The organism is Rhodococcus sp. 14-1411-2a (assembly GCF_002259485.1).
Taxonomy (GTDB): domain Bacteria; phylum Actinomycetota; class Actinomycetes; order Mycobacteriales; family Mycobacteriaceae; genus Rhodococcoides.
On record NZ_NPGA01000009.1, the window covers coordinates 157,206 to 169,528 of the forward strand.

Sequence of the window (12,323 nt, forward strand, 5' to 3'; positions counted from 1 at the left end):
TCTCCCTACCTCCGCCGCGCGTCGACCCACAGGATATACGTCGACCACGCGGCGGAAGGCGGACCCGAAGCCGAACGTCATCGCAACGGCAGCGCGCTCTCGTGCACCCGCAGCGGCTCTCGCTGCCGTTCTACGCGGCGCGGAGTCATCGTGAAATCGCCCTGCTCGACGCCTCTGAGCTGGTTGACGTACTGGGTGGCGAAACCGGGGAACATGGTGGCGTTGAAGCCGTCCTCGGTGAGATACCAACTGCTGCAACCCGAATTCCAGGTCGTCTTGGCGAGTTTGCGCTGCATCTCCTCGTTGTAGGCATCCTGAACGTCCTGGCGCACATCGGCGCTGTGCAGGTTGCCGTCGAGCACCAGGGAGATGGCCTCGACGAGGTAGTCGATCTGGGCTTCCATGTACACCAGGGCCGAGCTGTGCCCCGGTCCGGAGTTCGGGCCGAAGGTGAAGTACATGTTCGGGTAGCCCGATACGGCAATGCTCTTGTACGCCTTGGCCCCTGCGCTCCACTCGTCGGCCAGTACCCGGCCGTCACGCCCGGTGATCGGGATGGGGGTTCCGGTGTTGGAGACATCGAACCCGGTGGCGAACACGATCGCGTCGAACTGATGCTCGACGCCTTCCACGGTCCGAATTCCCTTGGGCGAGAGCGTTGCGATCGGCCACGTCACCAGCGTGCAGTTCGGCTTCTGCAAGGCCGGGTAGTAGTCGCTGGTCATCAACAACCTCTTGCAGCCGGCCCGGAACCGCGGGGTCAGCTGGCGTCGCAGCCATGGATCGCGAACCTGACGCCGCAGATGGGCGCGACCGACCAGTTCGACGATGCGCGTCAGCGGGGTCTTCCAGACGACTCCGAGGGCGACGGACTCGTGGCCCCAGAACCACAGCGAACGCGCCAGGGTCTGGGCCTGCGGATAACGGGCGTACCGACGCTTGGTGCTGCCCTGTGTCTTTCGGTTCATTCTGGGCAGCGTCCAGCCCGGGGTGCGCTGGAACACCTTGACCGTGTCGGCGATCTTCACCAGTTCCGGAACGATCTGCACCGCGCTCGCCCCGGTTCCGACCACGGCGACCTTCTTACCTTCGAAGTCGTAGTCGTGATCCCACCGAGCACTGTGGATCTTGTGCCCCTCGTAGGTGTCGATGCCCCGGATGTTCGGCAGGCTGGCATTGGCGAGCGGCCCCGACGCCATCACCACCGTGCGCGCTCGAACATCGGGGTGCCCGTCGATGCTCAGGTGCCAATGCCCGGCCGCCTCGTTCCAGATGATGTCGACCACATTGTGCCCGAATCGAATACGCGACTCGATGTCGAACTCCCCCACCATCGTGTGGATGTACTCGAGAATCTCACCGCTGCCGGAGTAGGTGTGCGACCAGTTGGGGTTGGGCGCAAAACTGTACGAGTACAACCTGGACGGGATGTCGCACGCGGCGCCCGGATAAGTGTTGTCTCGCCAGGTTCCTCCGACTGCGCTTCCGCGTTCGAGGATGACGAAGTTGTCGATACCTTTGTTGCGCAGTCGGATAGCGGAACCGATTCCGGCAAACCCTGCGCCGACGATCACCGCATCGAGTACACCGTCGCGCACATCGAACTCGCTCATGCGACGGGCTCGTAGGTCAGTTCCTTGGCCCAGGTCGGCTCGGAATTGAGAGTCTTCGTGGGGTACCGACGCGTGAGCTTCACCAGGCCGTCCGCCAGCAGGTGGTACGGGTGCTTGCGATTGATCACGATGCTGCCGTGCCATTGCACGATGCGGTACATGGGCACCCGCAGCGCAACGGGATTGCGCTGACCGACACTCTTGAACCGCTTCATCGCGGTGTAAAGGCGCTCCTCGTCGACACCCATCTCGACGATGTTGTCGCGCATCTTGTTCAGCAACGGGATGTACCGCAGCGTTCCGACGATGAGGGCCGGGTTCATCCACGCGCCGACGGTGTCGACCAGAATCTTGCGCATCCGCGAATGCCCGAGAAGCTCGATCACGGCGAAATCGACTGCGAGATGCCGCGATTCGTCGGAGTTGATCTTCTTGAAGACTGCCTGACACACCGGATCGTCGATCTCGTCCATGATGAATTTGACCAACGCACCGTCCAATGCGACCTCGAGCATCGGAATGACGGTGCCCAGTACGGCCAGTGACAGCCCGTCCGAGTGCTTGTCCAGCCAGTCGATGACGAGCTTGACGTTGATGTTGGGCTCGGGCATCTCGTCGCCGTCGAGCATGCCCCACCGCCGCATGAGAGCAAGTTCGGCGTTGGCGTGCTTTTGCTCCTCGGCGTGGAAGTAGCGGTAGATCTCCGCCAGCGTCTCGTTCGGTGCCTTGAGCGCCATCGCCGCGAAGCCGCGAGCGCCCACGTTCTCGATCCACATCAGATCGGACATGAAGGGCTTGAGTTTGGCATGCAGTTCCGGGCTGATGGTGTCGGCTCCCGGGCCGTCCCAATCGATGTCCGCCAACGCCCACTGACGGTCCTTGATCTTGGTCAGCATGTCTTCGAAATCCATTGCCATGTCAGGCTCCTGTGGTTGTAGTAGCGAGGGATTCGTTCTTCGCCGCGTCCTGGTCGGCGGGCATCACCCGATTGAGCAACCCGAGAAAACGCACGTACACCGCGGGCAGCAGTCTCTTGAATCGCCAGACGGCCTTGGCGTCGAACTGGGGGACGACGTAGAGCCGACCCCTGTCGAAAGCATCGAGTGTTCGGGCAGCGATCTTGTCCGGCGAGCGTCCGGTCCAGCGCATGGCCATCTCGGCCAGCCGGGACGAACTCGCGGTGATGCGGCCGTCCACGGCCACGTTGGTCTTGACGAAGGTGGGGCACAGAACCGAGATGCGCACACCGGTACCCGACAGTTCCGCCGCCATTGTTTCCGACAGCGACATCACGGCCGCCTTGCCGACGTTGTACGGACCCATCAGAGGCGCGGCGGCAAAGCCTGCGGCGGAGGCGACGTTGATGATTCCGCCCTCACCGGCGGCCCGCAGCGCAGGCGTGAACACCTCACAGCCGTGGATCACTCCCCAGAGGTTGATCCCCAACGCCCAGTTCCAGTCCTCGAAACCGATGTTGCCGACGGGCTTTCCACCGATCCCGACGCCGGCGTTGTTGATCAGCACCGTCGTCGGTCCGTCGAATTCGATGCCGGCACGTAGCGCCAACTCCTCGACGTTCTCGCGGATCGACACATCGCATTCGACGGCGTATCCGGTGGCACCGAGGGCGTTCACCATCGCTACCGTCTCCTGCGCGCGCGGCAACGAGATATCGGCACACATGACTGCTCCGCCGCGACGAGCCAGTTCGAGTGCGAAGGCCCGACCGATGCCACTGCCCGCGCCGGTCACGACCGCTCTTGACCCGTACGACGGTTTTCCGTTCTTGCTTCTCATCGACTTACCTGTTCCTTCGAATCATGTTGCACAACTGAGTTATCGAGTGCATGGGTGATGAATTCGGCTGCACGCTCGAGCGCGTGAGCGGCCTCGGGGATCAGCCGCGGGAGAGCCTGGAACACGTGCATCTGGTCGGGCCAGATCTCCAGTTCGCTTCGTCCGCCTGCCGCGTCGATCATGGCGTGCAGGTGTCGCGCGTCGCCGCGCAGCATTTCGGCTCCGCCGACTTGAATCAGGGTGGGTGGCAGGTCGCGTACGAGCGCGAGGTCGAGCCGCAATCGCGGCAGATCGGCGTCGTGGCCCTCGGTGTACAGGGCCACGAGCCCTCGCGCTGCCTTCGCCGAGATCATCGGGTCCTTGCACGTACGCTCCATCCGGGCCGACAGCTCGAAGTCGAGGTCCACCAGCGGCGAGAACAACACCATCGCCCCCGGCTGCGGCGTCCCGGTCCGATCGTTCTCGATGAGCAGGTCGGCAGCGAGGTGGCCGCCGGCCGAGTCCCCGGCGATGACGATGTTCGCAGCGGTGTACCCCTGGCCGAGTAGCCAGCGGTACGCGGATTCGAGGTCGTCGGCGGCGGCGGGAAACGGGTGTTCCGGGGCCAACCGGTAGTCGACCGTGAACACCGGCAGGCCGGTCGCGGAGGACAACCGCGCGGTCAGACCACGATGCGTCCGTGCCGAACAGATGACGTACGCGCTGCCGTGGATGTAGAGAATCACGCGGGGTCCAGGGGTCAGGCCGGATGCTCGCACCCATTCGCCGCGCACCGGGCCGTCGCCCACGATGTCCACTCTCGTCCCCTTCGGCACCGGACCGAAGAGATTCATCGACGTAGCGACGAGGCGTCGGGAGAACTCGATGCCGCTGCGGGACGTCGGAAGCAGGTTCGTCATCGGGCGCAGCGTCAGCCGAGTCATCAACGCTGCCAGTCGCGTTCGCCGAGACCCGGCACCGAATGCGCCGCGCGGCAGGTAGTCGTTGTTCGTGGTCGAAGTCACCTCGTCACCTTCACCCGCTATTCGCCATTTGTCAATGGCCTATTAATTGGTGGCGAAGTGTGCGACAGTGACGACCGACACGCAACGAGCCCGAAAGAGGGAACAAGTGACGATGTTCAGGAGCGCACCACCGGCAGACCTCGGTACGTCGACCAGCGGTCCCGAGGCGGGAATCTTCGAGCTGGAAATCACCGAGGTGACCCACGAGACCGAGGACGCCGTCTCGCTCGGATTCGCGGTCCCCGAGCATGCGGAGACACACTTTCGGTACGCGCCGGGACAGTTCCTCACCCTGGAGATCCCCTGCACCGAAGGCGGTTCGGTGGCCCGCTGCTATTCCTTCTCGAGCTCCCCGGTACGCGACCCGTTCCCCACCGTGACGGTCAAACGAATCCAGGACGGGCTCGCGTCACATTGGTTGCACGACAACGCAGTTCGAGGGATGCGACTGAAGGCGCTGAAGCCGTCGGGCATGTTCGGACCGGAGAACTGGGACGTCGATTTCGTACTTCTGGCCGCCGGTAGCGGCATCACGCCGATGATGTCGATCATCAAAACCGCACTGTTGCGGCACGAGAACCGCATCACCCTCGTCTATGCCAACCAGAACCGCGGCTCGGTGATCTTCGCGGAGCAACTGACCGAACTTCGGTCTCGTTTTCCTGATCGACTCGACGTACATCACTGGTACACGTCGGACTCGGGATTGCCCACTGCTGCAGGGCTGGCCACGATGAATGCGGCCGTTCCGCCGGAGTGCGAGGCGTTCCTGTGCGGTCCGCCGCAGTACATGAACGTCGCCGAGGAGTGGCTCGCCCGCACCGGCACGGTCGCACGCAGAACGCATCGAGAGGTGTTCTCCTCCTTCGACTCCAACCCGTTTCGGGACGACAGGACCGCAACTGCCCACGAATCGGATGCGAACTCCGTCACCGCTCGGGCCGAGATCGACGGTATCGAGACCGAATTCTCCTGGAATGCGGACACGAAGCTTCTCGACCGGCTCCTCGAGCTCGGTCTCGATCCGCCGTACGTGTGCCGCGAAGGGACGTGCGGCGGCTGCGCGTACACACTCACCGAGGGCACTGTGACCATGCTCGCCAACGAGACACTCGACGACCACGAGCTCGAACACGGGGTTCGATTGGCATGCCAGTCCGTGCCCGAATCCCAGGCGATCCGTGCGGTGTTCGACCGCTGATGCCCGACGCGATGGGCCGTGACACCGACTCCGACGGAGCGCCTACCGAGGCCCTCGACATCGCGCATCCCGACCTCACACATTTCGGACTCGAAGAGTTGGGCCGGGCCGCGTGGATCACCGTGGTAATCCTGGCTGCCGCAGCGATCGCCGTCGTTCGCTGGCCGGTGTCCTGGCTCGCCAAACGCCGTCGCTTCACGGTCTCCCTAGCCGAAGGTGTGGTCAAAGGATTCGAGGCGCTGGGGCCGACGTTCGTCAAACTGGGACAACTCATGGCGTCGTCGCCCGGTGTGTTCCCCCCGGTTCTTGCCGATGCGTGTCTGCGCTTGCTCGACGGTGTGCCACCCGTCCCGGCCCACAAGGCTCGCCGTGTCATCGAACGCGACCTGGGTGGCAGTATCGCGGAACTGTTCACCTCGTTCGACGACGTGCCGCTCTCGGCAGCATCCGTGGCGCAGGTCCACGCCTGCGTGCTACCCGACGGGCGCGAGGCGGTCGTCAAAGTACAGCGGCCCGAAATCCGTCGTCGCATGCGAGTCGATCTACGGGTGGCCTTCACCGGTGCGTCGTTGTTGGAGAGGTTCTTCGAGGTCTTCCGCATCGCCAACGCGACGGCCGTTGTCCGTGACCTCGACGAGTTGACGGCCGAGGAACTCGACAGTGCAGCAGAAGCATTGCGTCAGCAACGCTTTCGCGACAACCTGTATGTCTTCGGGGACAATTCTCACGTGATGGTTCCGGACATCTACTGGAGCCATTGCGGACCCCGGGTGATCTGCATGGAACGAGTTCGAGGAACCCCGGTGGGCCGTATCACGCCGGGCGATCTCGCCGGGCTCGATTCCGAGCTGCAGTTGCGTCGCGGCGTCAAGGTCTGGCTGGAAGCCGTTGTGCTGCAAGGCCCCTTCCACGGTGATGTACATGCCGGCAATCTATGGGCACTGGACGACGGACGGGTGGGATTCCTGGACTTCGGAATCGTCGGGGAACTACCCGAGCAGTGGCGCGAGGTACTTCGCGAGATGTTTCGTGCCTCCCTGTTCGACGGCAACTACACCGAAGCTGCGCGACGCATCCGCATGCTCGGCATCACCGAGGGAACAACTTTGGGCGACAAGCTGATCGGTCTGCAGCTGAGGAAGTTGTTCGAGCCGATTCTGGGTAGAGGAGCCGCCCGCGTCGACCTGAGCAAACTCGTCGCGTCTCTGGTCGAGACAGGCAGGCGCTGGGGTATCGCGACACCGGAGGAACTGGTGTTGTTCGGCAAGCAGCTCGGCTACTTCGAGCGCTACTCGGCTGCACTCGCACCGGAATGGGTGTTGGGTCGAGACCTGTTCCTGTTCAGAAACATTCTCCCGGAGGAAGTGGCCGCAGCGGTGGCCGCGAGGAACATCGCGCTCCCGGACTGAGCCCTCACGGCTCGTCGATCAACGGGTGAGATTCCGACGCGAATCGCTCGGCCGAGCCCGCGGCGCGCGCTATGCCGGCAATTCCGCTCCAGACCATCATGGTGAGGTAGTCGACGAGCTCCTCGGCCGTCATGGTTCGATCGAAGATCCACCAGTGTGACGCCAATCGAACAGCACCGATCATTGCGAAGGCGATGGGCATCGAACCGGCCGTGGAGAACTCACGCTCTAGGAATCTGTCGGCGATGACGGTGGCCAGGAGCTCGGCGATCAGCCCCTCCGCCGCGGTGATGACGTCCTGGTTGCCCGAGACGGCGTTGTTGGCGTGGACGTAGATGTAGATCTCGGGATCCGTGTCGACCGTCGAGACGTAGGCTGAAATCACTGCCCGGGTGAGGTGATACTCGTCGAGGTCCTCGGACATCGCGTCCTTGATCCGAGGCACCAGCTCGGTCTCGACGTATCGCGCCATGGCAGCGTCGGTCAGGCCCCGTTTGTCGGTGAAATGCTTGTACAGAACAGTTTTCGAGACTCCGTTCGCAGAGGCGATGTCGTCCATGCCGATGTTGTGACCCTGCTGTCGGATGGTGTCCAGAGTGCAGTCGAGCAGTTCACGCCGCCGCGTGATCCGATGATCGCGCCACCGGTGGCTTCGGCCGTCGACCTTCTCCGGAACGCTCACGCCGACTGCGAGACGGTTCGTGATCCCCTCAACAGAATCGACGCCACCAGCTCCGGATCGTCCGACATCGGTACGTGCCCGAGCCCCGCGTACGTCGTCACGTCCGCCTGCGGAAAGGTTCGACGCACCAGCGGTGCCTGATACACCGGCAGAACCCAGTCGCGACGCCCCCACGCGACGGTGACCGGAACATCCTCGTCTACCGGAATACTGAAGCGCGGCACTGCGTTACCCGCTGCGTCGATCGCCCGGTTGGTGGTGATACTGAGCGCGTCGATGGTGGCCGTCGCGGCGGGAACTCGCCACGGCTTGGCGTAGAAGACACCGTTGGCGATCGTGCGACCGACGACCGAACGCATGACGGCCGGTGCGATGGGGCTGATCACTCGGGACAATGCACGCAGCAATCGGAACACGAGCAGCGCACGCGTCTGATCCCAGTGTCCGCGAAAGAATCCGGCCGGCGAGAGCGCGGTGGCCGAGGCAACCGATCCGCGGGCGGCGAGTTCGAGGGCGAAGTATCCACCCAACGAGTTTCCGGCCACGTGCGGCTTCTCGCCGTCCACCGCCACGTGCTCGAGGAACCGCTCCAGTTCGGCGACGATCCACGGGCCGAGATCGAACTCCTCGGTGGGTAGTTCGGGTGAATCACCGTGGCCGGGCAGGTCGACCGTCACCACTCGCCGGTGCTGCGCGAGTGTCTCGATGACGCTGTCCCAGGCGTGTTGCCGATGAACTATCCCATGGATCAGCACCAGGGTCGGTCCCTCGCCGCGGATGGTGTGCGCGAGCGCGGGGCCCTCGATGTCGAAAGTCATTGCGGTCCGATCTGTTCTCGTTTATCCGGTGCGAGCGTCTACTGCTTCGGGGCCGGCCACCCGTGCAGGCACGGTCCGTCCGAACGTCATCGATTCGGTGAGATCGTCGAAGCGCGCGTCTATTCTGTCGAGAATATAGTTCTGCCTCACCGACCAGGGCCGCTCGGTCCCCGATTTGGGTAGCTCGTCCAAGGATCGCGTGACGTATCCCGATGCGAGGTCCACGACCGGTCGAGATTCCACCGGCTTGCCCGCTCGGTCGGGAATTGCGTGGGTGTAGCCGTGAGACTGCATGTACACCAACAGTTTCGCCACCGCCTTGGCCGTCATGTCGGCTTTGAGCGTCCACGATGCATTCGTGTACCCGATGCACCAGGCAACGTTGGGCACGTCCTCGAGCATGTGCCCCTTGTAGACGAACTTGTCGTGCGCCGCGAAGGGCTTTCCGTCCAGTGACAGCGCGATGCCACCGAAGGCCTTGAGCTTCAACCCCGTTGCAGTGACGATGATGTCGGCCGGGATCTCGTCTCTGGATTCCAGGACGATGCCGTCGGCGGTCACGCGGGAGATTCGGTCGGTCACCACGGTCGCACGACCGGAACGAATGGCCTTGAACAGGTCGCCGTCCGGCACCACACACAGTCGCTGGTCCCACGGGGCGTACATCGGATCGAAGTGCTTGTCGACGTCGTATCCCCGCGGCAATTGCGCCTTCGTCATGGCCCGGAACACCCTGCGGGCCGTCTTCGGTGCGCGTCGACACAACTGATACGAGCCGACCATCAACAGTGCATTACGCCACCGCAATGCACTGTGCGCCAGGGAGTCCGGCAGTACGCGCTGAGTGAGCGTGGTGAACGGGTCGGTCATCGGCAGTGACGCGATGTAGGTGGGCGAGCGCTGCAGCATCGTCACCGACGCGGCCTCGACTGCCAGGGAGGGCACCAAAGTGATTGCGGTTGCGCCACTTCCGATCACGACGACCCTCTTGCCCGAGTGGTCCAGATCCTCGGGCCACTGCTGAGGGTGCACCATCTGCCCGGTGAACTCGTCGGCCCCGGGAAGATCGGGGGTGTATCCGCCGGAGTAGTCGAAGTATCCGGTGCACAGGAACACGAATCGGCTGCGATAGGTCTTCGGAACACCGCTCGAAAGCGTCTCGACGGTCCACAGGTCCGTCGACGAATCCCAGTTCGCGGCCTCGACCGACGTCGAGAAATCGGTGTGTTCGTCGATACCGTTCGCGTACGCGGTATCGACGATGTAATTGCGGATGTCTTCGCCGTGCGCGAGCAGGGTGTCTCCCTGCCACGGCGTGTGCGGGAACGAGAACGTGAAGATGTCGCTGTCCGACCGAATTCCGGGGTACCGGAACAGGTCCCAGGTACCGCCTGCGCGCTCGCGACCTTCCAGGATGGTGTAGCTGAGCTCCGGTGCCATCTGCTGCAGGCGATATGCGGCTCCGACGCCCGATATGCCTGCACCGATGATGAGAACGTCCTGGAAGTTGTCGACGGAGCCGTCGAACTCGGGCCATCGAACTCGGCTTGTCGTCACGTCGTGCCTCGCTGTCTCGCCGAACACCATCGCGGATCGGCCCGACTGTGCGGCGGATCGCGACTTACATCACACAATGTGCCATTGACGAGTGGCGGTGTCAATGACAGTGTTCACCGCACACCGAAGACAGGAACCCCTCATGAACCACACATCACCTGTTGCCTGCATCCACACAGCACAGGGAACCAGAATCCGATGACTGCAGTGGCGGTCGGGGCCGCAGGAGTCATCGCTCTCGTCCTACTGGCGTCGAGGGGATCGGGCCTGGACTTCGAGCGACGTGCCCTGTCCGGCGCATACAAGCCGGTGCGCTCGAAGTGGCCGAAGCGACCGTTCACGCGCCGACGCACGTAACGAGCTCGCGAGCGGTTCATTCCGTTCCGTGACGTCGACAACGGCAGCGGGCCCGGTCAGTACTCTCGACCCCATGGGCGATCGGAAGTACGCAGGCAGGTCGCCCGAGGAGCGATCCTCCGAACGCATCGCCCGTCTCATGGACACCGCGATCGCTCTGTTCGGCAGCCACGGGTACGCGGCGACCACGATCGGGATGTTGTGCGCGGAATCGAACGTGTCGACCCGTCACTTCTATCGCGAGATCGGAAGCCGGTCGGAGCTGCTCAAGAAGATCGTCACCACCATGAATCAGGACGGCGAGCACGCTGCACGAGAGGCACTGACCGCCGACGGTCGGCAACCGGTGTTGGCGTCGATCGACGCCGCAATCCGGGCGTACCTCGGCGTCACGTGTCGCACCAGGATGTCGGCTCGGGTCTGCTACGTCGAAGTGGTCGGCGTCAGTACCGACATCGAACTGTGGCGCATGAACCAGCGAGACGTCATCGTCGAGATGTTCGACTCCCTGGCGACCACCGCCGCAGCACGAGGAGAACTGCCGAACAGGAACTATCGCCTGGTCATTCTCGCAATTATTGGTGCCGCCAACATCTTCGCCCAGGAATGGGCCCTGAGCCGCAGTTCCGACGTCGGAACCACCGATGACACCTTCACCCCGTACATCGACACCCTCGTCGAGTTGGTCACTGCCGCACTGACGACACCACTCCCCTGACCGGAACCAGGTTCGAACCATGCTCCTACTCGCGTTGGCCGTCGTCTTGGTCGTCACGTCGTTCGTCCGTATCCGGCGAGACCCGCGTCGGCTGTCCAACGGCCTGACTGTCATTGCGGCTCTCGCTGCGCTGGCGATCGGATCGCTGAGTCTGCTGCATCGGCTGGACGCCCGGGTCGAGGCGATTCTCGTCGTTGCGGTGCTGACGGCAATACTGCTGACGGCAATCGGACTCGTGGGCGCAGCGGCCATCAATGGGCTGGTGGTGATCAGGCGCGAAGGGCTCCGACTCTCGACCGCACTGCCACTTGCTCTGGCGGTTGCGGTGACGCTGGGCGTCGGGCTGTTCGTCGCAGTGGCGGCCGTGCTGGAAACGCACACTCTGCCCCTGTGGTTGCTGGCCGCGGTCTGGACAGGGGTGCTGTTCTCGGTCTGCCTCGGCGTCCAGCTCGCCGCGTTCTCTGTCCACGCGCTGATCTACGGACACTTGGAGCCACCGAAAGGAAGTTCAGCCGTTGTTGCTCTGGGATGCGGGCTTGGGCTCGGGAGGAACCGTGACGCCTCTTCTCGAGAGCCGACTGAACCGCGCCCTCGATGTGTACAACGCCGAAGTGGCGTCCGGACATCGCCCGGCCCTGGTCGTATCCGGCGGGCAAGGGTCCGACGAGGAAACTGCGGAGGCCACGGCGATGAAGAAGTACCTGATCGGCAAGGGTGTGGCCGAGAAACTGATCCTCGCCGAGGCGCGCTCGCGAAACACTCGGGAGAACTTGACGATGACGCGGGACCTTCTCGAGTCGTCGGACCTGAGGTCGGAGCCGATGATCGTGGTGACCAGCAACTTTCACGTCCTGCGAACGGCCGCGTTCACTCGCGATCTGGGTCTCGACGCCCATGTGACGGGAGCCGACACGGCACGTTTCTACGCACCGACGGCGTTCCTGCGCGAGTTCGTCGCAATCCTGCATCGCTACCGCAAGCCCAACATCGCCCTGCTGGTCGGCATCGCTTCGATCGTGGTGATTCTCCAGCACGTGAACTGACAATGCGGGCCCGACGGCACCAGGGAACTGCGCGACATCGAGCATCCCCACCGATAGTGACCCGGAACACGCCCGTCGGACGTATGTTTCGGAGCGTCGATTTCGACTCATACCTAACGGCGTC

The 12,323-nt window shown here is 63.6% G+C and carries 13 protein-coding genes; 5 read left to right on the forward strand and 8 right to left on the reverse strand.

Going from position 1 to position 12,323, the window contains the following annotated elements; translation table 11 throughout:
• Nucleotides 1-77: 77 nt before the first annotated feature.
• From CH291_RS06235 to CH291_RS06250, 4 genes are read right to left on the reverse strand one after another with little or no spacing between them, the layout of a single operon-like run.
• Nucleotides 78-1,613, reverse strand: coding sequence for a flavin-containing monooxygenase (locus CH291_RS06235; protein ID WP_094686921.1), 1,536 nt, complete (start codon nt 1,611-1,613; stop codon nt 78-80).
• Nucleotides 1,610-2,530, reverse strand: a complete 921-nt coding sequence (locus CH291_RS06240; protein ID WP_094686922.1) for a reductase — start codon at nt 2,528-2,530, stop codon at nt 1,610-1,612. Before CH291_RS06240 ends, CH291_RS06235 begins: the two co-directional genes overlap by 4 nt.
• Before the next feature lies 1 nt (nt 2,531).
• A complete protein-coding gene (locus tag CH291_RS06245; protein ID WP_094686923.1) occupies nt 2,532-3,410 on the reverse strand; it encodes an SDR family NAD(P)-dependent oxidoreductase in 879 nt (292 codons plus the stop codon).
• A complete protein-coding gene (locus CH291_RS06250) occupies nt 3,407-4,414 on the reverse strand; it encodes an alpha/beta hydrolase (RefSeq protein ID WP_306437678.1) in 1,008 nt (335 codons plus the stop codon). Before CH291_RS06250 ends, CH291_RS06245 begins: the two co-directional genes overlap by 4 nt.
• Before the next feature lie 112 nt (nt 4,415-4,526).
• Here CH291_RS06250 and CH291_RS06255 point away from each other — a divergent pair, with 112 nt between their 5' ends.
• Both CH291_RS06255 and CH291_RS06260 read left to right on the forward strand, forming a co-directional pair.
• Nucleotides 4,527-5,615: a ferredoxin--NADP reductase gene (locus tag CH291_RS06255; RefSeq protein ID WP_094687133.1), complete on the forward strand. Its 1,089-nt coding sequence runs from the start codon at nt 4,527-4,529 to the stop codon at nt 5,613-5,615.
• The gene (locus CH291_RS06260; protein WP_094686924.1) at nt 5,615-7,024 is read left to right on the forward strand and encodes an ABC1 kinase family protein; all 1,410 of its coding nucleotides are present in this window, start codon (nt 5,615-5,617) and stop codon (nt 7,022-7,024) included. Before CH291_RS06255 ends, CH291_RS06260 begins: the two co-directional genes overlap by 1 nt.
• Nucleotides 7,025-7,028: 4 nt before the next feature.
• On the opposite strand, the gene CH291_RS06265 is transcribed toward CH291_RS06260, so the two are convergent.
• From CH291_RS06265 to CH291_RS06275, 3 genes are read right to left on the reverse strand one after another with little or no spacing between them, the layout of a single operon-like run.
• Complete coding sequence (locus tag CH291_RS06265; protein WP_094686925.1) at nt 7,029-7,706, reverse strand: TetR/AcrR family transcriptional regulator; 678 nt, start codon at nt 7,704-7,706, stop codon at nt 7,029-7,031.
• Nucleotides 7,703-8,524, reverse strand: a complete 822-nt coding sequence (locus CH291_RS06270) for an alpha/beta fold hydrolase (RefSeq protein ID WP_094640786.1) — start codon at nt 8,522-8,524, stop codon at nt 7,703-7,705. The genes CH291_RS06265 and CH291_RS06270 overlap by 4 nt, the downstream gene beginning before the upstream one ends.
• Nucleotides 8,525-8,545: 21 nt before the next feature.
• Nucleotides 8,546-10,111: a flavin-containing monooxygenase gene (locus tag CH291_RS06275; RefSeq protein ID WP_094686926.1), complete on the reverse strand. Its 1,566-nt coding sequence runs from the start codon at nt 10,109-10,111 to the stop codon at nt 8,546-8,548.
• A gap of 168 nt (nt 10,112-10,279) precedes the next feature.
• On the opposite strand from CH291_RS06275, the gene CH291_RS26690 reads away from it, so the two are divergent.
• Entirely contained in the window at nt 10,280-10,438 is a 159-nt protein-coding gene (locus tag CH291_RS26690) for a hypothetical protein (RefSeq protein WP_176460194.1), read from the forward strand.
• A gap of 73 nt (nt 10,439-10,511) precedes the next feature.
• Complete coding sequence (locus tag CH291_RS06280) at nt 10,512-11,156, forward strand: TetR/AcrR family transcriptional regulator (protein ID WP_094669034.1); 645 nt, start codon at nt 10,512-10,514, stop codon at nt 11,154-11,156.
• A 25-nt stretch (nt 11,157-11,181) separates the two neighbouring features.
• On the opposite strand, the gene CH291_RS06285 is transcribed toward CH291_RS06280, so the two are convergent.
• Nucleotides 11,182-11,643 (reverse strand): hypothetical protein, encoded by a 462-nt coding sequence (locus CH291_RS06285; RefSeq protein WP_143545882.1) that lies wholly within the window; start codon nt 11,641-11,643, stop codon nt 11,182-11,184.
• A gap of 67 nt (nt 11,644-11,710) precedes the next feature.
• Here CH291_RS06285 and CH291_RS06290 point away from each other — a divergent pair, with 67 nt between their 5' ends.
• Complete coding sequence (locus CH291_RS06290) at nt 11,711-12,199, forward strand: YdcF family protein (protein ID WP_179276450.1); 489 nt, start codon at nt 11,711-11,713, stop codon at nt 12,197-12,199.
• The last annotated feature ends 124 nt before the right edge of the window (nt 12,200-12,323 follow it).

Bases quoted from the DNA above. Each gene is read 5' to 3' on its own strand.
- CH291_RS06235 (WP_094686921.1), bottom strand. From the start codon at position 1,613: ATGAGCGAGTTCGATGTGCGCGACGGTGTACTCGATGCGGTGATCGTC.
- CH291_RS06240 (WP_094686922.1), bottom strand. From the start codon at position 2,530: ATGGCAATGGATTTCGAAGACATGCTGACCAAGATCAAGGACCGTCAG.
- CH291_RS06245 (WP_094686923.1), bottom strand. From the start codon at position 3,410: ATGAGAAGCAAGAACGGAAAACCGTCGTACGGGTCAAGAGCGGTCGTG.
- CH291_RS06255 (WP_094687133.1), top strand. From the start codon at position 4,527: ATGTTCAGGAGCGCACCACCGGCAGACCTCGGTACGTCGACCAGCGGT.
- CH291_RS06260 (WP_094686924.1), top strand. From the start codon at position 5,615: ATGCCCGACGCGATGGGCCGTGACACCGACTCCGACGGAGCGCCTACC.
- CH291_RS06270 (WP_094640786.1), bottom strand. From the start codon at position 8,524: ATGACTTTCGACATCGAGGGCCCCGCGCTCGCGCACACCATCCGCGGC.
- CH291_RS06275 (WP_094686926.1), bottom strand. From the start codon at position 10,111: ATGGTGTTCGGCGAGACAGCGAGGCACGACGTGACGACAAGCCGAGTT.
- CH291_RS26690 (WP_176460194.1), top strand. From the start codon at position 10,280: ATGACTGCAGTGGCGGTCGGGGCCGCAGGAGTCATCGCTCTCGTCCTA.
- CH291_RS06280 (WP_094669034.1), top strand. From the start codon at position 10,512: ATGGGCGATCGGAAGTACGCAGGCAGGTCGCCCGAGGAGCGATCCTCC.